The following is a 19,324-nucleotide window of genomic DNA, read 5'->3' as shown; positions in this document are numbered from 1 at the left end:
GAGCCGCTGTTCTGGCTAAGGTGATGTTCTCAAACGGCTTTTGGCCGCTTGCGGAAGCTGAACACGTCCAGGGAATCAAAGTAGGGGTCCGCGGTTTCCAAAAGCTTAAGGAACCCTTGCGGGAAACCCCGGGAATCTCCACGGTTTAGATCTAATTTTTGTGCGTCGCACAAGATTCTTGACTTTTTTGTGCGTTGCACTATTTGTGGGCAATGTCAGGGAGCCGGGGCTTCCGGACGCGAGCCAGGGAAAAGGATTCCGAAATGTTCAAAGTTGAAGACTTTCAGAGCTACGGGAAAGAGCAGTTCGAGCAGTGCGTCGCCTCCGCGACCTCGGTGCAGCACGGCCTCCAGGCGATCGCCAGCGCCTATGGCGACTACACCAAGAAGTCGTTCGAAGACACCAAGTCCTTCGTCGAGAAGCTTTCCGGCGTGAAGTCGCTGGACAAGGCGATGGAAGCGCAGACCGACTTCGCCCGTTCCTCCTACGAGACCTTCGTCGCGGAATCGCAGAAGATCGCCGGCCTCTACAGCGATCTCGCCAAGCAGGCGTTCAAGCCGGTTGAGACCATCGTGTCGAAGTTCACCCCGGCCGCCAACTAACCTTTCCTGGACATCCTGGAAGCAAGAAGCCCGGCTGAACCAGCCGGGCTTTTTCGTTTGTCGCGACGGATCCGTCTCAGCGCGCGGTCTGGTTTGCCGGCGGGACCAACTAGAATTTGTCGATGTTGCGCGCACAATATGGCAGCACGCTTGGGGGCGGACGCTTGCCGGTGTTCGCCTGCACAGTGTGGATCGTGATGCTCGCCCGCCCGATGCGCACAGCGCGAATGAAGCGCACGTTGAATTGGGCCTGCGCCTTGCTGCTTAACTGCGAGGTGATGGTGGTGCCGGGCAAGTCGAGCGACGCGGCTGACACAGGGCAGGGCGGATGAAGCACGGCCATCCTCGGAATTTGCGATTTTGCCCGATTTCGCGTCACGCGATTGAACAGCAGGTACCGTAGAAGCCCGGAGATGGTCCCGCGCGAAACCGTCGCGGTCGCGTTAACGGCCGGTTCCTGGTCACCATGTTCGAGACGGCGCCGCGGAAATTTTTGTCAAACCGGTCCGGATTGACTAACCTCGGTCAGGATCGCCCGGATCGGGAATCGGGACCGCGGCAGCCGGATCTTGCACGCTTGCGGCGAGCCGGGGGCAGACCCATATTCTCGCAATCGATCTGGTTTGGACCGGATCGGTTGGAAGCGGCGATCCCAAAACGCGGTGCGCCAGCGCGAAGCTCCGAAAGGCGGGGCCGCGCGGCGGGCCGTCACTGCTTCCGTGGGGAATTTGAACGCCTGAGCCATGCCGCAATTGACTTCCAGCCTCGACCTGCCTGCGGCCGCCGCCGCCCGCGCTCCCCGGATGAGCAACGACGAGAACCGTTCCGGCAGCCCGACGGGGCCGAACACCTCTGTCATCACCAAGGTCAAGCCGAAGACCAAGCGGCCGAACCTGTATCGCGTTCTGATCCTGAACGACGATTACACGCCGATGGAGTTCGTGGTCCACGTGCTGGAGAAGTTCTTCCAGAAGGACGTCGAGGCGGCGACCAAGATCATGCTGCACGTCCACCATCACGGCATCGGCGAGTGCGGCGTGTTCACCTACGAGATCGCCGAGACCAAGGTGACACAGGTGATGGACTTCGCCCGCAAGCACCAGCATCCGCTGCAATGCGTGATGGAGAAGAAATAAGTCACCTCACGGCGCGTTCGTAGCCGGCTCTTGCTTGTGTATGTCGCAGTGGACCGCCGCGTGGTGCCTGCGCGCGATGTCCGTTGCAGCCGGCAGAACTACGGAATTCTGAACCGGCGCCGATCCCGCCCAAATCGGAACGGGTTTTGCATCGAAAAATACCGCAGATGGCTAGCTGCCGAGTCGCGGAACCGGTCTTTCGCCGCCGTCTTGTATAACTATATGTGACAAAGGTTGTTGTTGCCTGACCGGGCGAGGACGATCATGATGGTGGGGGCCATAGAGGACGCGAATGCCGACTTTTTCCCAAAGCCTTGAACAATCCCTGCATCGTGCGCTGGCGATCGCAAACGAGCGTCATCACCAATACGCGACGCTCGAGCATCTCTTGCTCTCCCTGATCGACGATTCCGATGCAGCCGCCGTCATGCGCGCCTGTAGCGTCGATCTCGACAAGCTCCGTACGAGCCTCGTCAACTATCTTGAGACCGAATTCGAGAATCTGGTGACGGATGGCGCCGACGATGCCAAGCCGACCGCCGGTTTCCAGCGCGTGATCCAGCGCGCGGTGATCCACGTGCAATCCTCCGGTCGCGAAGAGGTGACCGGTGCCAACGTGCTGATCGCGATCTTCGCCGAGCGCGAGAGTCACGCCGCGTACTTCCTGCAAGAGCAGGACATGACGCGCTACGACGCGGTCAACTACATCAGCCACGGCATCGCCAAGCGGCCGGGCGTCTCCGAGGCGCGCCCCGTGCGCGGCGTCGACGAGGAGACCGAGACCAAGGGCAGCGACGACGCCAAGAAGAAGGGCGAAGCGCTCGAGACCTATTGCGTCAACCTCAACAAGAAGGCGCGCGACGGCAAGATCGATCCGGTGATCGGACGCAATTCCGAGATCAACCGCGCGATCCAGGTGCTGTGCCGCCGGCAGAAGAACAACCCGCTGTTCGTGGGCGAAGCCGGCGTCGGCAAGACCGCGATCGCGGAGGGCCTCGCCAAGCGCATCGTCGACAGCGAGGTGCCGGAGGTGCTGGCGGCTGCCACCGTGTTCTCGCTGGACATGGGCACGCTGCTCGCGGGCACGCGCTATCGCGGCGACTTCGAGGAGCGCCTGAAGCAGGTGCTGAAGGAGCTCGAGGCGCATCCCAACGCCATCCTGTTCATCGACGAGATCCACACCGTGATCGGTGCGGGCGCGACGTCGGGCGGGGCGATGGATGCCTCGAACCTGCTCAAGCCGGCGCTTGCCTCGGGCACGATCCGCTGCATGGGCTCGACCACCTACAAGGAATATCGCCAGCACTTCGAGAAGGACCGCGCGCTGGTGCGGCGCTTCCAGAAGATCGACATCAATGAGCCGACGGTCGAGGACGCGATCGCGATCCTCAAGGGTCTCAAGCCGTATTTCGAGGATTACCACCGGCTGAAGTACACCAATGAGGCGATCGAGGCTGCGGTGCAGCTCTCCTCGCGCTACATCCACGACCGCAAGCTGCCCGACAAGGCGATCGACGTGATCGACGAATCCGGTGCGGCGCAGATGCTGGTTGCCGAGAACAAGCGCAAGAAGACCATCGGCATCAAGGAGATCGAGACCACGATCGCCTCGATGGCGCGGATCCCGCCGAAGAGCGTGTCGAAGGACGACGCCGAGGTGCTCAAGCATCTCGAGCAAACGCTGAAGCGCACCGTGTTCGGCCAGGACAAGGCGATCGAGTCGCTCGCCGCTTCGATCAAGCTGGCGCGCGCCGGCCTGCGCGAGCCGGAGAAGCCGATCGGCTGCTACCTGTTCTCGGGCCCGACCGGCGTCGGCAAGACCGAGGTCGCAAAGCAGCTCGCGGCGTCGCTCGGCGTCGAACTGCTGCGCTTCGATATGTCCGAATACATGGAGCGGCACACCGTGTCGCGCCTGATCGGCGCGCCTCCCGGCTATGTCGGCTTCGACCAGGGCGGCCTGCTCACCGACGGCGTCGACCAGCATCCGCATTGCGTGGTGCTGCTCGACGAGATCGAGAAGGCGCATCCCGACCTCTACAACGTGCTGCTCCAGATCATGGATCACGGCCGGCTCACCGACCACAACGGCAAGCAGGTCAACTTCCGCAACGTGATCCTGATCATGACCACGAATGCGGGTGCTTCGGATCTGGCCAAGCAGGCGTTCGGCTTCACCCGCTCGAAGCGGGAAGGCGACGACCACGAGGCGATCAACCGGCAATTCGCGCCGGAATTCCGCAACCGCCTCGATGCCATCGTCTCGTTCGGCCATCTCAGCGTCGAGGTGATCGGCACGGTGGTCGAGAAGTTCGTGCTTCAGCTCGAAGCGCAGCTCGGCGACCGCGACGTTACCATCGAGCTGTCCGAGCCCGCCAAGACCTGGCTGGTTCAGCACGGCTATGACGAGCAGATGGGCGCGCGGCCGATGGCCCGCGTGATCCAGGAGCACATCAAGAAGCCGCTGGCCGACGAGGTCTTGTTCGGCAAGCTCAAGAGCGGTGGCCACGTCCGCGTCGTCCTGGTCAAGGACGAGGCCGACGAGACCAAGGAGAAGATCGGCTTCGAGTTCGTCGAGGGCCCGGTCACGCCGAAGCAGGAGAAGCTGCCCGGCGCCCGCAAGCGTCCGCCGGGCAAGCCCAAGCCGGGCGGCCCCGGCGGCTCGAAGGGGCCGACCTCCAAGGGGCCGCTGGTCAAGGCTTGATCGGCGCGTGATGAAATCGAAAAGGCCGGCTGAATAGCCGGCCTTTTTGTTTGTGTCGCAATGCGGGGTTTTAAGTGCCGGTGTCAGGCGCAGGTGCCGCAGGTGGCCGCGGTTTCTTCGGCGCGGGTGGCCGTGCGCGGGCAGGGCCGGACGGCTGCATCGTCACGATGACCGGATTCGGCTTGTGATCGGTTGCCGCGCCCGTCGCGGCATCGACCCCCATGCCGACGACACCGCCCAGCAGAAGATTACCGGCAAAGCCGGCGGCGCCGCCGGTCTGGATGTCGCGGCTGAGCGGCACGATCTGCGGCTCGTAGCCTTCCTTCTGGAAGGTGATGGAGATGTCGGCATTCCGCTTGACGACCACGGAGCAGGGCGTCGTGCAGGTGGTCGGAACCTCCATTCCGCTGACGACGGCTTCGACGCCTGAAGGTGTCGATGAGATGCTGATATTCTCGGTCGTCCCGCGCGTGACGGACGCGCAGCCGCCCAGCATGACGCTGAGCGCCACAATTCCAAATGATCGCATGAAATGCCCCTTGTCCCGCCGCCAGTGAAGCGCAACCAGAGCGCGAGGGCAATACGTCATTGGTCCAGATAGTTAAGCCACGCACCGGTTGTGTGGAGATGGGTCGAGCACCTGCGCTTGGCCGGTTCTATTCGCCGCGCAGGCGCTGGTCGTCCTGCACGCGGACATGCTCGGCGCCGCGCGCGCCTGCGGGCGAGAGCCGCAGCATGCTTAGCACCGCGCCGCAGAGCGCAAAGCCGACGCCGGTGAGGAGCGCGACTCGGGTCCCGTCAACTGGATAGAGGCCGAGGAAGAGCGCCACCAGCGCCGCGCCCGTGGTCTGGCCGAGCAGCCGCGCCGTGCCCAGCATGCCGCTGGCACCGCCGGCGCGCTCGCGCGGGGCGGCGGCGATCATGGTGCGGTTGTTGGGGGTCTGGAACAGGCCGAAGCCGGCCCCGGCCAGCGCCATCCGCCAGATCACGTCGAGCGGCGTTGGCGCGGCCGGCAGGAGGGCGAGCGCGCCGAGCCCGCAGGCGAACAGCGTGAGCCCGATGCCGCCGAGCAGGCCAGCCGGATAATGTTCGACCAGGCGGCCGGCGAGGGGGGCTGCGAAGGCGAGCGCGATCGGCCACGGCGTGATCAGGAGGCCCATATGCACGGCGGAATAGCCGAAGCGGCTCTGGAGATAGAAGGGGATCGCGACGAAGGCCAGCATCTGCCCGCAGAACGATGCGATCGAGGTCGCAATCGACAGCGCGAAGACGGGGATGCGCAAGAGATCGACCGGCAGCAGCGGCGAGGCCATGTGGGTTTCGCGATAGATCAGCAGTGCGCCGGCGACGATCGCGATTGCGAACTGGACGAGGCAGGTGAGCGCGGCCTCGCCATGACCGACGCTGTCGATCGCGGCAATGCCGACACCGAAGGTAATCGCGGACAGACCCGCGCTCTGCCAGTCGAATGAATGGCTCGCGGGCTTGGTGTGCGGCAGGCTGCGCAGGCCCAGCACCAGCGTCACCGCGCCGAGCGGCACGTTGATGGCGAACAGCCAGGGCCAGCTCCCGACCGCGAGGATGCCGGCCGCGAGCGTCGGGCCGACCGCGGCCGAGAAGGCGACGACGAGCGCGTTGAGCCCGATGCCGCGGCCGAGCAGGCTGCGCGGATAGGTGAAGCGCACCAGCGCCGCGTTGACGCTCATGATGCCGGCCGCGCCAAAGCCCTGGATGATGCGCGCGACCGTCAGCAGCGGCAGCGTATGCGCCAGCGCGCAGAAGGCGGACGCGAGCGTGAACAGCACGAGCCCGACCAGATAGACTCGGCGATAGCCGACGATCTCGCCGAGCGAGGCGAGCGGCAGCAGCGAGATGGTGATCGCGAGCTGGTAGCCGTTGACGATCCAGATCGAGAAGGCCGGGCTCGCGTCGAGGTCGGCCGCGATCGTCGGCAGCGCGACGTTGGCGATGGCGCTGTCCACCACCGCCATGATGATGCCGAGCGCAATGGTCAGGACCGCCTGGTTGCGCTGGGGCTGCGGCAGGCCGTCGGCATGCACTGTGGGGGCGGACGACATGATGAAGGCGCGCTTGATTCGAGCCGTGTTTCATCTCCGGATTAGGAAATTGCAGATTGGATCGCAACCCGGCAGGACACGGACAGTTCCTGTGCCGGAAGCAGGCCTTCCGGCACAGGACAACGGGTCGGGACCGCTTTCGAGAGGGCTCAGGAAGCCGAGCGGTCGGGCCGTTGGCCGTCTCTACACCGCCGGCGGATTGCGGTCGGTGAAGGTGGTGCGCTGATGCCAGTAGGGATAGGGCAACGTCACCTTGCTCGCGGCATCGAGCTTTGCAATCTGGTCCTTGGTCAATGTCCAGCCGACCGCGCCGAGATTTTCGCGCAGCTGCGTCTCGTTGCGCGCGCCGATGATCAGCGTCGAGACCGTCGGACGCTGGAGCAGCCAGTTCAGCGCAATCTGCGAGACGCTCTTGCCCGTCTCCTTGGCGACCTCGTCGATCGCGTCGACCACGCGATAGACGTGCTCATCGGGCACGGGCGGTCCGAAATCGGCGGTCTTGGGCAGGCGGCTCACCTCGGGCTTCGGCTGGCCTCGCCGGATCTTTCCGGTGAGGCGTCCCCATCCGAGCGGCGACCAGACCACGGCGCCGACCCCCTGGTCGAGGCCGAGCGGCATCAGCTCCCACTCATAGTCGCGGCCGATCAACGAATAGTAGGTCTGATTGGCAACGTAGCGCGGGAAGCCATGCTTGTCGGCGACGGAGAGCGACTTCATCAGGTGCCAGCCTGAAAAGTTCGAGACGCCGACATAGCGGATCTTGCCGGCGCGCACGAGCACGTCGAGGGTTGCGAGCACCTCTTCAGGCGGGGTGAAGGCATCGAAGCCATGGAGCTGGAACAGGTCGATGTAATCGGTGCCGAGCCGGGCGAGCGAGCCGTCGATGGCGGCGAGCAGATGCTGCCGTGACGAGCCGATGTCGTTGGGCCCGTCGCCGAAACGGAACGTCGCCTTGGTCGAGACCAAGACCTTGTCGCGGCGGCCCTTGATGGCTTCGCCGAGAACGCGCTCGGACTCGCCGAGCGAATAGACGTCGGCGGTGTCGAACATCGACACGCCGGCCTCGAGGCAGATATCCAGAAGCCGCCGCGCTTCGCTCGCGTCGGTGGTGCCCCAGGCAGCGAGGCGGCCGACGCCGCCGAAGGTGCCGGTTCCAAGACTCAAAGCGGGCACCATGAGGCCGGACCGGCCCAAGCGTCGGTATTCCATCGATGTGCTCCTCGGCTGGCCGCGGTTTGATCCGTGCGGCCTTGGCGCCGAAGTTAGCGCAAGCAGGCGCCTTGTCCTATCACGCGCTCACATACCGGCCTTGCTCGGGAGCGCTCTAGTCGTGCCGAAGCATGTCATCGAACGCGGCATCGACGAGGCGCGGGCCGACGGTCTTCACGGGAGCCTGCGTCTCGATTGCTGCTGCGACAGAGGGCGTGCAGGCGAGTTCGACGTTGCGCGCCTGCCGCGGCAGGAGCGCAAGGCTCCAGCCCACCACGACCAGCGCGGCGAGCCGGATCGCGATCATGCCCAGCAACAGCTCCGATCCGCTTATCGTGGTGTGAGTCCTCATGTGAGCCAGCCTGATGCAGGCTGCCAACCAAGACAATCTGGAATTGCCGAGCGATGCCTTCGCTCAGGGCGAAGGCTTGCGATGATGGCTGACCGGAGTGAACGTCAGTGCCGCAGCTGGCCCTGCCGGAAATCGCGCGGCGACATCCCGAAATGTTCGCGGAAGACGCGGCCGAAATGCGAGAGGTCGTTGAAGCCCCAGGCAAACGCGATCTCGCTGATGTGGCGGTGCGCGAGCATGGGCGAGGCGAGGTCGCGCCGGCATTGGGCAAGACGCTCGGCAAGCACATGACGCTGGAACGACGTCTCCTCGTCGGCGAGGAGATCGTTCACGTAGCGCGGCGAGATACCGAGCGCGGCCGCAGTCTCCGCCAGCGAAAGGTCGGGATCGGCGAGGTGCGCGCGGATGTGGGCCTTCAGCCGGTAGAGCAGGGCGGAGCGATGTGTCGAGGACGGCAGCGGCGTCTTGCCGAGCCGCTCGCTCAGCGCCATCGCCAGGAGATCGACGGCCTGCTCCGACAGGGCGGCGGAATTGTTCGGGGCGAGCCGGTCCGCGCTCTGGCACAGCCTGAAGATGAAGTCGTAGGCGAGCCGCTCGAGCGGCGCATCAGTGCCGAACGAGATCGCGGTCAGCGTCTCGGTGCCGCCGAGCCGTCGCTGCAACATCTCGCGCGGCACCTTGAAGATGGTCTGCGTGAAGCTGCCGTTGAACTTCAGCTCATAGGGACGCGTGGTGTCGTAGAGCGCGAACTCGCCGGGATGGATCACGGTCTCGCGGCCGTCCTGCACCACGCCGCCGTCGCCGCGATTACCGAGTGCGATGAGCACAAAATCCTGGTCGGAGCGCGCGATGCGCGAGGGCGTGCGGAACACGTGCTGGCGATCGGAGCAGACGTCGGAGCACACGGCCTTGCCGAGCGTGGCCTGTGTGACCGAGCCGCGGAAGGCGCTGCCGAGATCGGACTTGCAGTCGAGCCCGACGAAGACGTCGCAGACGATGTCCTGCCAGAGGGCGAGCCGCCGGTAGCCGGGGCTGCCGTCCGTCGTGAACTGGATTGGCATCGGCAAGCCTCCCTTTCACATCCAGCAAAACCGCATGTCGGCGCAGATCCGGCCTGATTGCAGGCAAGTTCCGTACCGGGGCGGCGATCCCGCCCGGTCGAGTTTTTGTTCCGCCCTGGTCGAGCGCCCGGCCGCCCGGCTTGGCCAAATAGACTGCATCGGACGAGGTCTGCGATCAACCGGCAATGGAGGCGGCAATGGGCATCGAACATCCAAAGTACAAGGTGGCGGTGGTGCAGGCGGCGCCGGCCTGGCTCGACCTCGACGCCTCGATCGACAAGTCGATCGCGCTGATCCGGGAGGCCGCCGAGAAGGGCGCCAGGCTGATCGCGTTTCCGGAGGCCTTCATCCCCGGCTACCCCTGGCATATCTGGATGGACTCGCCGGCCTGGGCGATTGGCCGCGGCTTTGTGCAGCGCTATTTCGACAATTCGCTGTCCTATGACAGCCCGCAGGCCGAGCGCTTGCGCGATGCCGTGCGCAAGGCGAAGCTGACGGCGGTGGTCGGCCTGTCCGAGCGCGACGGCGGCAGCCTCTATCTCGCGCAATGGCTGATCGGCCCCGACGGGGAGACTATCGCAAAGCGCCGCAAGCTGCGGCCGACCCATGCCGAACGCACGGTCTATGGCGAGGGCGACGGCAGCGATCTCGCCGTGCACGCGCGGCCCGACATCGGCCGCATCGGCGCGCTGTGCTGCTGGGAGCACCTCCAGCCGCTGTCGAAATACGCGATGTATGCCCAGAACGAGCAGGTGCATGTCGCGGCCTGGCCGAGCTTCTCGCTCTACGATCCCTTCGCGCCCGCGCTCGGCGCCGAGGTGAACAACGCCGCTTCGCGTGTCTATGCCGTGGAGGGCTCCTGCTTCGTGCTCGCGCCGTGCGCGACGGTGTCGCAGGCGATGATCGACGAACTCTGCGACCGGCCCGACAAGCACGCGCTGCTGCACGTCGGCGGCGGCTTTGCCGCGATCTACGGCCCCGACGGCAGCCAGATCGGCGACAAGCTCGCGCCGGATCAGGAGGGCCTGCTGATTGCCGAGATCGACCTCGGCGCCATCGGCGTCGCCAAGAATGCGGCCGATCCCGCCGGGCACTATTCGCGGCCCGACGTCACGCGGCTGCTGCTCAACAAGAAGCGATACCAGCGCGTCGAGCAGTTCGCACTGCCGGTCGACACCGTCGAGCCCGCGGACATCGCCGCGGCGGCGAGCTGACTGCCGGATCGAGGGGAGGGCACGACCATGGAATCCGCAATTCCTCTGCATCTTGAAACTCAGCGCACGCGCCACAAGCGCGTGCCGGACGATTACCAGCCGCCATATCCGTCCTTCGTGGCGCGCTACAAGCCCGCCGTCAGCCGCGTCGTGATGGTCTATTTCGGCGTCCAGTATCGCGGCGTGGCGCCATCGGCTGCGACGGACGCGCTGAAAGAGATCGCGGCTCTCTTCGCTGCGGAGAACGGTCCGCCGCATTGGGACCGCGCGCATTATGTCGATCAATCCGGCTACGAGAACGTCGTCTCGGTCGCCTACTGGGACGACGTCGCACGCTTCGACGCCTGGTTCGCGCCGGCGCGCGAGGCGTGGACCGGAAGGCAGCGGGAAGGTGTCGGCACCTTCATCGAGGGGCTGCGTCCCGCTGTGGCGCGGCACGAGACGCTGTTCTCCTCGCTCGGCCGGCCCGAAGGTGTCGCCGTCATTGCGGAGGGCATGAGCGGCGAAGTGCAGGAGCACGCCTATTGGGGCGGCATGCGTGATCGCATCCCGCTGTCGCAGACCGACGCGATGGCACCCGGCGGGGTGCCCGAGCTGGTCCGCGATGGCGCGCGGCTGCGGGTGAAGGCGCACGACAATCTCTGCCTGATCCGGTCCGGGCAGGACTGGAGTGACACCGAGGCGTCGGAGCGAAAGCTCTATCTCGACGACGTCGAGCCGGTGCTGCGCGAGGGCATGGATTTTCTGCGCGACGACGGCCTCGGTATCGGCTGTTACGCCAACCGCTACATGAATGTGCTCGCCGCCGACGGCAGCGTGAGCGAAAAGTCCTACGGCCAGAGCTGGTGGAAGAGCCTTGCGGCGCTGGAACGCTGGGCGGAGTCACATCCGACCCACGTCAAGATCTTCGGCGCGGCGATGAAATACCTCTCGACGCTCGGGCCGTCAGCCAAGCTGCGGCTCTACCACGAGGTTACCGTAGCGGCCGCGGACGAGCAGTTCTTCGAGTATCGAGGCTGTCACTCGAAAACGGGCATGCTGGCCGCGGTGGAGACGGTCAGCGCCTAGGCCACACAATGGCCGAGCAGGTCCGGATGCGCGGCGCAGATGTGATGGGCGCCGGCGTCGCGCAGCTCCGCCTCGCTGCCATAGCCGTAGAGCACGCCGATCGCGGTCATGCCGTTGGTCCGGGCGCCGACCACGTCATGGCTGCGGTCGCCGATCATGATCGCACTGGCGGGATCGACCCTGGCCTCGTCGAGGGCGTAGCGGAGCAGGTCGCGCTTGTCGACGCGCGTGCCGTCGAGCTCGGAGCCGAACACGCGCTCGAAATACGGTTTCAGGCCGAAATGATCGACGATGCGGGTGGCGTAGACCGCGGGCTTGCTGGTGGCGACGAACATGCGCGGCGTCGTCGCGGCCAGTGTCGCCAAGGTGTCCATGATGCCGGCATAGGCCTCGTTTTCGAACAGGCCGATATCGGCAAAACGCTCACGATAGAGCAGCAGCGCCCGGTCGGCGAGCTCGTCGGTTCCCGTCAGCTTTTTCAGGCTGGCATGCAGCGGCGGCCCGATGCACCAGGTCAGCTCGTCCTCACTCGGCACCGCGAGATCCAAGCGCTCGAGCGCATACTGGATCGAGCGGGTGATCCCGGGCTTCGGGTTGGTCAGGGTGCCGTCGAGATCGAAATAGACTGTAACCATGCTGGCCGTGCCCGTGTTGATATTGCCGTCGGCTGCTTGACTAAACGACGCCGCGGGCCGAGGCAACGCCGCCCCGTCGATGTCGCGTACCGTTTTAAAGCTCGCTATTGGCGGGACGTAAGCGTAAGGTCACGGGATCACCGCCCTTTCCATGGCATCCATCGGTGACTGAGGGTCACTAGCGCTCCCGCCGAACGAGGAGGAGCGTGCATGTCTCGATTTCGTCCGGCCGACTGGATCGTGCCGCCGGTGATCGTCCCGCTGTTTCTGTTGCTCCTGGTGGCCGCTGCGGCTTTTCTGCATGGATAGGACGCCGCTCCAATATCTGGTGAGCGCGCGCGATCAAAGCGGCTATGTGAGCCTGGGTCGCACCACGACGGCTGCCGCTTTGAAGAAGGCGAGGGAGCTGTTGCAGGAAGGCTATCTCGACGTGCGGATATGCACGCCGCAAGGCCGGATTCTGCTCTCCGATGAGTTCGACCAGTTCGAGGCATGAGGTGACGCCTGCGGTTCGTCAAATGGCGCGCCCAGGTTCATCGAAAGAGAATGCCTCGTGTGAACGCCGCCCGGAAAGGTATCTGGATGAAAACGCTCCTAGTCGTATTGACGCTCGGCACATTCGCGCAAGGCGCGATCGCCGGTGAATCCGACTGCCACGCGATCGAAAGCACGAGCGGACGGCTCGCCTGTTACGACGCCGCGTTTCCTCCGAAGGTGAAGAAGCCCATTGCCGTGGAGAACGACCTATCTCGGGCCCCATACAAGGATCCATTCATTGCGGAAGAGGCCCGAACCGCGGCGAAGCTGAAGAATATCTGTCGCGGGTGTTAAGGCTTGTCACCAGACAGCGCGGGCGTGGCAGCGGGCCGACGGCGTGAACCAGCGCCATTACCAGGAGGATCTGCCATGTCACATACACAATTTGGCTTCCATGACGGGCGACCCAGCATGGTCGCGCATCGCGTCGGCGAGGTTCTACTCTCGGACATCGGGGAATGCGACGAGACCCTGAATCTCAGTGGGCTCGTTCGCGAGCCGTTGTCGCCGGCATTCCATCGGCTGGCTTGAGCCGGACGGGAGATGACCATCGAGCATGCCTCCGTAGAGATCGCCCGCAAACCCTGGGGCCGCGTCGATCTACGTCCCTGGAGCAGCATCGACGCTTCGGCTGATCCGGTCGGCGAATTGTGGTTTGGGCGTATGGACGAGCGTGCGGCCAGCCCGGCGCTCCTGCTGAAGCTGCTGTTCACCAGCCAGCCCTTGTCGATCCAGGTTCACCCGAATGACGAATTCGCGCATGCCATCGGCTTGCCGAACGGGAAGACCGAGGCGTGGTACATCCTGTCGGCGCCACCGGGCGCGCGGGTTGCGCTGGGACTGAAGCGGATTCTCACGCCGCAGGCGTTGCGCGCGGCGATCAGGGACGGCTCGATTGCGGGCCATGTGCAATGGCGTCCTGTCGCGCAAGGCGACGTCATCCTCGTTCCCGGCGGCACGATCCACGCCATCGGCGCCAATATCGTGCTTGCCGAGATCCAGCAGCGCAGCGATACGACATTCCGCCTGTTCGATTTTGGCCGGCAGCGCGAGCTGCATGAGGACAGCGCGGTGGCCGCCTCCGATGCCGGGCCGCCGCCAACGCAATGGCCTGCGCGGCGCCTCACTGATGGTCGTACGGTTCTCGTCGCGAGTCCGCCTTTCGTGCTTGAGCGGATCGATCTCCAGGCCAATTCGCATTGGGAGCTCGATACTGATCGGGAAGCCTGGCTCCTCGTGATCGACGGGAAGGGGCGCGTCGGACGGACGAATGCAACCGTCGGAGAGGCGATCTTCATCGAAGCCGATCATGCCGGCATCGACGTTGGCGTGAGCGGGATGAGCATCCTGCTCGCCTATCCGGGGCCGGATCCAATTGCATCCCTGCTGCAGGATTGCACGGGACGGACGACAAAGTCCGCCGCCGTGCAGGCGCCGACATCAAACGAAATCATCGAGGTACCGACATGACGCCGCTCCACCGTATCGCCGTCATCGGCAACTCGCTGCCGCGCCGATGCGGAATTGCAACCTTCACGACCGACCTGCAGAAGGCGATATCGATGTCGCGCGCGGATCTGGAGACCAGCATCGTGGCGATGACCGATCCCGGTCAGGCCTATGACTATCCTCCGGCGGTCGCCTTCCAGATCAAGGACGGCCATATCGACGACTACATGCGCGCGGCGGATTTCCTCAATGCCGGCCAGTTCGATATCGTGTGCCTCCAGCACGAATTCGGGATTTTCGGCGGTGAGACCGGGGCCCATATCCTGGTGCTGTTGTCGCGCCTCACCATGCCGGTCGTGACGACGTTCCATACGGTGCTGGCCAGTCCGACGGTCAAGCAACGCGCCGTCGTGGAGCGTATCGTCGACGCGTCGTCGAAGGTCGTGGTGATGGCCAACAAGGGCCGGGAGCTGTTGCGTGACGTCTACCTGGTGCCGGACGACAAGATCGAGGTGATTGCGCACGGCATTCCCGATGTCGCCTTCGTCGGGTCCGATGCAGCGAAGGCCAGGCTCGGATTTGCGGGAAAGTCGGTCATTCTGACCTTCGGCCTGCTATCACCCAACAAGGGCATCGAGGTCATGATCGACGCCATGCCGTCGATCCTGAAGCGCTGCGCGGACGCAGTGTACGTCGTGCTCGGCGCAACGCACCCGAATCTTGTTCGAAACCAGGGCGAGGCCTATCGCGAGGGCCTGATGGCGCGGGTGCGTGAACTTGGCATCCACGATCACGTGGTGTTCCTCGATCGGTTCGTCGATCTGGCCACGTTGCTCGAATTCATCTCGATGTGCGACGTCTATGTCACGCCCTATCTCAACGAGGCCCAGATGACGTCGGGGACCCTGGCCTACAGCTTTGGACTGGGGAAGCCGGTGGTTTCGACGCCTTACTGGCACGCCCGCGAGCTGCTCACCGAGGGATGCGGAGTTCTGGTGCCGTTCGGCAATGCCGCCGCTATCGGCGGCGAGATCGCAAAATTGCTCACCGACGACGTGCGACGGCAGGCGATGTCCCGGCGCGCCTATGCCGCGAGCCGAATGATGACGTGGGAATGCACGGCCGAGCGTTACATGTCGGTCTTCGAGACGGCACGGCAAGGTCACCGGCCCAAGGTGTTTGCGCGCTCCGAAATGGGCTCGCCGGGACTGCGCGGCCCCGCGCCGCCGGATATGCAGATCGGCCACTTCCTGTCGATGTGCGACGATGTCGGCCTGTTCCAGCATGCGGTGCATTCGGTGCCCGATCGCGCGCACGGCTATTGCGTCGACGACAATGCCCGAGCGTTGCTGCTGGCCTGCGCCCTCAACAATCCGGGCGAGCAGCCTCTGTCGGAGGTCTTGACGGCCCGCTTTGCTGCCTTCGTGCAGCACGCGTGGAACCCCGACACCGGGCAATTTCGCAACTTCATGGGCTTCAATCGCACCTGGCTTGAAGACAGGGGCTCCGAAGACAGTCACGGGCGAACCCTATGGGCCCTGGGTGAGGCGGCGCGCACGGACGCGAGCCCGGCGCGGCGCCAGTGGGCTGCAGCCTTGTTCGCGCAGGCATTGTCGATCGCGGAGAGCTTTCGCTCGCCCCGCGCGTGGGCCTTCATGCTGCTGGGTCTGGACGCATACTGCGCCGTGGCGCCGGACGATCTTCACGCCAGGGAGGTCCGGCATTCCCTCGCCGACAGGTTGATGTCCTGTCTGGCGTCGGTGGAGACGCCGGACTGGGTGTGGTTCGAGGAAGGGCTGGCCTATGACAATGCGCGATTGCCGCAGGCCCTGATGCTCACGGGCATGGCGACGCAAACGCCGCAATATCTCGATGCCGGATTGAGGTCGCTGCGCTGGCTCATGACGCAACAAACGACCGCGGCAGGTCAATTCCGGCCGGTCGGCACCGCGGGCTTCGGCGAGCAGCGGCAACATCCCCGTGCCTTCGATCAGCAGCCGGTGGAAGCAACGGCGACGATTGCGGCCTGCCTCACGGCGTGGCGTGCGGATGGCGATGCCGAATGGAAAGCCATGGCAACGCGGGCCTTCGCCTGGTTTCTCGGCAGCAATGATCTCTCGGTGGCGCTGGTCGATCCGCTCACCGGCAGCTGCCGCGACGGCCTGCACCCCGATCGCGCCAACGAAAACCGCGGGGGCGAGTCCGTGGTTTGCTATCTCCTCGGCCTTGCCGAGATGCGCCAGCTTGCACGCATCACCACGAGCCTGACGAGGCCCATAGCATTGCGCGCCGTGGGCGCCTGAACTTCACCTTCTCACCTAGCGAGCCGAGGATACCGTGTCTCAACCTTCTTTCCTGAACCGGCAGGGGCTTCACCTGCGCCCCGATCCAGCGCGCGTTATCGTGCGGCCGTTCAAGCCGGCGACCGAACCGCGCGATCTCAATCCGACCGACAAGATGCGCGCAAATCATATCGTCGAGCGGGTTCTCGCACTCAATTCGGAAGCCGTTGCGGCCCAACTCGCGGACGTCCTTGACAATTTCGAGGGCCGACATCGTAACCTCCTGGAGAGGTTCGAGGCCCGTGCCGACGATATGGAGGATGCTTTCGCAACGCATGGCGCCTTCTCGAAAACCCAGCGACAGCTGATCGGCGCCTATTTTCTCAGTGAGTATTCGTTCGAGGCCTCAGCCTTGTTCAATCCGAGCATCGTGCCGCACCCTGATCAATCCGGAGCGCCCGAAGGGGGCAAACGCTTCATCATCAGTCTCCGGGCGATTGGAGAAGGGCACGTGTCGTCACTGACGTTTCGAACCGGAACGATCGCGGCTGACGGGAGCCTGACCGTCGATCCGACGGCGCGCCTTGCCTCGCTCCCGCGGATCAGCCATCGCGCATCCGGCCCGGACGGCGACCGGGTCGAACTGACGTTCAGGCCCGAGGAAGATCTCAGCGAGCGTGTCATCTTTCCCGTGACCGAATCCCAGTCGAACGGCATCGAGGATGCGCGCTTTGTCCAATTCAGCGACGGCGATCGCAAGACCTATTACGCGACCTACACGGCCTACAGCGGGCGGGCGATCCGGTCCGAATTGATCGAGACCAGCGATTTCATGTCGTTTCGACTGACGCCTTTGCGGGGGGCTGCGGCACACAACAAAGGCATGGCGCTGTTCCCGCGCAAGATCGGCGGCAGCTATGCCATGATCGCGCGGCAGGACAACGAGAACCTGTATCTGGTCTATTCGGACGATCTCTCCACATGGGAAGGCGGCCAGGCCCTTCTGAAACCGCAGTTTCCCTGGGAGTTCGTCCAGATCGGCAATTGCGGGTCGCCGATCGAACTCGACGAAGGCTGGCTGCTGCTGACGCATGGTGTCGGCCCCGTCCGCAAATATTCGATCGGTGCGGCGCTGCTCGACAAGCGCGACCCATCCAGGGTGCTGGCGCGTTCGAGCGAGCCGCTGTTGCGGCCTGAACCATCGGAGCGCGAAGGGTATGTCCCCAACGTCGTCTATACCTGCGGTGCGATGAGGCACAATGACCAGATCATCCTGCCATATGCCGTGTCGGACACCTTCTCCAGTTTTGCAACGATCAGGATTTCCGCGCTCATGGAGGCGATGCGACGCTGAGCACGGCGTTCGCAGTCGTTGACGTCAATTCCGTTTGCCAACAGGGTCAGAGGAGGCGTCATGGTCCGCCAAACAACCTACGTCGTGCAGGCGTTCAATGCCGGCAAGGGCGGGAATCTCAAGGCCGACTCTCCGATCGTCTGCAAATCGGAAAGCGGCGCGCTGCGAACGGCGGAGAGACTGGCCTTGAGCAAGCTCGGCGTCGTTGCGTTCTCGTCCAGCGGCGATGCCGAAATGGGTGACTATGACGACGAGCCGACGGTGTTTTTCCGGAAAGGCGAGCTTCCGGCGGGCTTCGACTAAAGTCCCTGGTTGCGATCGCGAAGATATTTTATGGAGGAGCCTACATGAGCGAGCGACTTGAAACCCTGAAGAAGGCCCGCGATCGCATGATCGAGGACAGAGACGCGCATGCAAAAGTGCTGGCCGCTCCCTTCGTGCGCGATACGGCCGAGCGGGCGCGCAACAAGTTCGTGGAGATTCAGGCGCTGATCGACGCCCTCGACCGCGCCATCAGCGGCGAAAGCCTGGTGCCCGTCAAAAACTGACGCAGCGACAGGCGAGGCCAGCGGTCGCCCATCGCGGGTGAGCCGCGGTATGCCGATGGCCGCGACCGGTCCCCTTACTGTTGTCTCGCCCATTCGACGATCGCCGCCGCATCCGCGCCGGCCTGGGTCTCCCAGGCGGCGATCGCGTCCGTCGCGGCGTTGCGGAGTGCGGTGACGAGGGATGGCGGTGCGGGCTCGGCGATGTTGACGCGGTTGTCGTGCATGCGCGCATAGTTCTCGGCCGTGCGATGGGCCAGCAGCGCGAACTGGCTCTGCTCGGTCTCGGCCGCCGCGGCCATCACCTCGCGCTGCATCGGCTCGGACAGCGCGGCGAACGCCTCGCTGCGGACGAAGGCGATCGAGACCGGCATCGCATAGTTGATCGCCGTGAAATGCGGCAGGAAGTCCCAGAGCTTGCGTCCCGCGCCGCCGTCGCCGGAGGTGAGGAACGCATTCAACTGGTGCTCCTTCAATCCGGCGAGCGCTTTGTCCATCGGCAGGAACTGCGCATTGGCCCCGGCCGTGCGCATCACCGCGCTGGAATTGGCATCATAGGCCCGCAGGTTCAGCTTGGGCAGATCGTCGGCGCCTGCGAGCGCATGATCCGACCAGAGGCCCGTCGCCGGCCAGATCGTCAGATAGAGCAGCTTGAGACCGCGGGCGGCGAACGCCTTTTCGTAGAGCGGGCGTGCCCGCGCATTGGTGGCGCGGGCGACGTCGGCCGATTGCACCAGGAAGGGCAGGGTCGAAAGCCCGAGCACCGGGTCGAGGCCGGACAGCGCGCCCGCAAAGGCATCGCCGCCCGCGATCCGGCCGTCGAGCGCAGCGCGCGGCATCTCGCCCGAGTTGATCTTGAGCTCGTTGTCGAAGGCATTGGCCACGGTCACGAAACCGTTTGTGCGTGCCGCCACCCGATCGGCGAAAGTGGTGAGGCCGATCCCGGAAATGTTGTTTTGCGGATATTCCGTGGTCATCCGCCAGCTGACCTGCGCCAGGGCCGGCGCGGCGGACAGGACCAGGGCGGCGAGGGCAAGGATCGCGCGGATCCGCCTGGAGGGGGAGCGCATTGGGAGAAGCGGGGCAGGCAGCATATATTGG

General features: G+C 64.7%; 21 protein-coding genes. 13 read left to right on the top strand and 8 right to left on the bottom strand.

What is annotated here, in order from left to right:
- Positions 1-263: 263 nt before the first annotated feature.
- Entirely contained in the window at positions 264-602 is a 339-nt protein-coding gene (locus E4K65_RS30585; protein ID WP_027548137.1) for a phasin family protein, read from the top strand.
- A 109-nt stretch (positions 603-711) separates the two neighbouring features.
- On the opposite strand, the gene E4K65_RS30580 is transcribed toward E4K65_RS30585, so the two are convergent.
- Positions 712-939: a hypothetical protein gene (locus tag E4K65_RS30580; RefSeq protein WP_135177284.1), complete on the bottom strand. Its 228-nt coding sequence runs from the start codon at positions 937-939 to the stop codon at positions 712-714.
- A 466-nt stretch (positions 940-1,405) separates the two neighbouring features.
- On the opposite strand from E4K65_RS30580, the gene clpS reads away from it, so the two are divergent.
- Entirely contained in the window at positions 1,406-1,738 is a 333-nt protein-coding gene (gene clpS / locus E4K65_RS30575) for an ATP-dependent Clp protease adapter ClpS (protein WP_027548135.1), read from the top strand.
- Positions 1,739-2,030: 292 nt separating this feature from the next.
- Positions 2,031-4,439, top strand: a complete 2,409-nt coding sequence (gene clpA, locus E4K65_RS30570; RefSeq protein WP_027548134.1) for an ATP-dependent Clp protease ATP-binding subunit ClpA — start codon at positions 2,031-2,033, stop codon at positions 4,437-4,439.
- 70 nt (positions 4,440-4,509) lie between these two features.
- On the opposite strand, the gene E4K65_RS30565 is transcribed toward clpA, so the two are convergent.
- The 5 genes from E4K65_RS30565 to E4K65_RS30545 all read right to left on the bottom strand — a co-directional run bounded on the left by E4K65_RS30565 (position 4,510) and on the right by E4K65_RS30545 (position 9,139).
- Positions 4,510-4,968, bottom strand: a complete 459-nt coding sequence (locus E4K65_RS30565) for a PEGA domain-containing protein (RefSeq protein WP_167771274.1) — start codon at positions 4,966-4,968, stop codon at positions 4,510-4,512.
- Positions 4,969-5,095: 127 nt separating this feature from the next.
- Positions 5,096-6,517, bottom strand: a complete 1,422-nt coding sequence (locus E4K65_RS30560; protein ID WP_135177282.1) for an MFS transporter — start codon at positions 6,515-6,517, stop codon at positions 5,096-5,098.
- Between the two features lie 183 nt (positions 6,518-6,700).
- The gene (locus E4K65_RS30555) at positions 6,701-7,726 is read right to left on the bottom strand and encodes an aldo/keto reductase (RefSeq protein WP_167771273.1); all 1,026 of its coding nucleotides are present in this window, start codon (positions 7,724-7,726) and stop codon (positions 6,701-6,703) included.
- 115 nt (positions 7,727-7,841) lie between these two features.
- Entirely contained in the window at positions 7,842-8,078 is a 237-nt protein-coding gene (locus E4K65_RS30550; RefSeq protein ID WP_135177280.1) for a hypothetical protein, read from the bottom strand.
- Between the two features lie 104 nt (positions 8,079-8,182).
- Entirely contained in the window at positions 8,183-9,139 is a 957-nt protein-coding gene (locus E4K65_RS30545) for an AraC-like ligand-binding domain-containing protein (RefSeq protein ID WP_135177279.1), read from the bottom strand.
- A gap of 197 nt (positions 9,140-9,336) precedes the next feature.
- Here E4K65_RS30545 and E4K65_RS30540 point away from each other — a divergent pair, with 197 nt between their 5' ends.
- Together E4K65_RS30540 and E4K65_RS30535 are read left to right on the top strand one after the other, a co-directional pair.
- A complete protein-coding gene (locus tag E4K65_RS30540; RefSeq protein ID WP_135177278.1) occupies positions 9,337-10,353 on the top strand; it encodes a carbon-nitrogen hydrolase family protein in 1,017 nt (338 codons plus the stop codon).
- 27 nt (positions 10,354-10,380) lie between these two features.
- Positions 10,381-11,421 (top strand): phenylacetaldoxime dehydratase family protein, encoded by a 1,041-nt coding sequence (locus tag E4K65_RS30535; RefSeq protein WP_135177277.1) that lies wholly within the window; start codon positions 10,381-10,383, stop codon positions 11,419-11,421.
- On the opposite strand, the gene E4K65_RS30530 is transcribed toward E4K65_RS30535, so the two are convergent.
- Entirely contained in the window at positions 11,418-12,056 is a 639-nt protein-coding gene (locus tag E4K65_RS30530; protein WP_135177276.1) for an HAD family hydrolase, read from the bottom strand. The genes E4K65_RS30535 and E4K65_RS30530 overlap by 4 nt on opposite strands.
- 301 nt (positions 12,057-12,357) lie before the next feature.
- On the opposite strand from E4K65_RS30530, the gene E4K65_RS30525 reads away from it, so the two are divergent.
- The 8 genes from E4K65_RS30525 (at position 12,358) to E4K65_RS30490 (ending at position 18,226) form a co-directional block, all read left to right on the top strand.
- Positions 12,358-12,552: a hypothetical protein gene (locus E4K65_RS30525; RefSeq protein ID WP_135177275.1), complete on the top strand. Its 195-nt coding sequence runs from the start codon at positions 12,358-12,360 to the stop codon at positions 12,550-12,552.
- A 50-nt stretch (positions 12,553-12,602) separates the two neighbouring features.
- Positions 12,603-12,887 (top strand): hypothetical protein, encoded by a 285-nt coding sequence (locus E4K65_RS30520; protein ID WP_135177274.1) that lies wholly within the window; start codon positions 12,603-12,605, stop codon positions 12,885-12,887.
- 75 nt (positions 12,888-12,962) lie between these two features.
- Positions 12,963-13,124, top strand: coding sequence for a hypothetical protein (locus tag E4K65_RS49815; protein ID WP_347340978.1), 162 nt, complete (start codon positions 12,963-12,965; stop codon positions 13,122-13,124).
- Positions 13,125-13,136: 12 nt separating this feature from the next.
- Positions 13,137-14,063: a class I mannose-6-phosphate isomerase gene (locus E4K65_RS30510; protein ID WP_135177273.1), complete on the top strand. Its 927-nt coding sequence runs from the start codon at positions 13,137-13,139 to the stop codon at positions 14,061-14,063.
- Positions 14,060-16,345, top strand: coding sequence for a glycosyltransferase family 4 protein (locus E4K65_RS30505; protein ID WP_135177272.1), 2,286 nt, complete (start codon positions 14,060-14,062; stop codon positions 16,343-16,345). Before E4K65_RS30510 ends, E4K65_RS30505 begins: the two co-directional genes overlap by 4 nt.
- A gap of 34 nt (positions 16,346-16,379) precedes the next feature.
- Positions 16,380-17,678, top strand: coding sequence for a glycoside hydrolase family 130 protein (locus tag E4K65_RS30500; protein WP_135177271.1), 1,299 nt, complete (start codon positions 16,380-16,382; stop codon positions 17,676-17,678).
- A 60-nt stretch (positions 17,679-17,738) separates the two neighbouring features.
- Positions 17,739-17,981: a hypothetical protein gene (locus tag E4K65_RS30495; protein WP_027548121.1), complete on the top strand. Its 243-nt coding sequence runs from the start codon at positions 17,739-17,741 to the stop codon at positions 17,979-17,981.
- Between the two features lie 44 nt (positions 17,982-18,025).
- The gene (locus tag E4K65_RS30490) at positions 18,026-18,226 is read left to right on the top strand and encodes a hypothetical protein (RefSeq protein ID WP_011087899.1); all 201 of its coding nucleotides are present in this window, start codon (positions 18,026-18,028) and stop codon (positions 18,224-18,226) included.
- 74 nt (positions 18,227-18,300) lie between these two features.
- Here the strand turns inward: E4K65_RS30490 and E4K65_RS30485 are convergent, their stop codons facing one another.
- Positions 18,301-19,317 (bottom strand): TRAP transporter substrate-binding protein, encoded by a 1,017-nt coding sequence (locus E4K65_RS30485; protein WP_167771272.1) that lies wholly within the window; start codon positions 19,315-19,317, stop codon positions 18,301-18,303.
- Positions 19,318-19,324: the final 7 nt, after the last annotated feature.

Source organism: Bradyrhizobium niftali (genome assembly GCF_004571025.1).
GTDB lineage: Bacteria > Pseudomonadota > Alphaproteobacteria > Rhizobiales > Xanthobacteraceae > Bradyrhizobium > Bradyrhizobium niftali.
The sequence above is the reverse complement of the archived record's forward strand: the minus strand, read 5'-3'. Positions and strand labels throughout refer to the sequence as shown.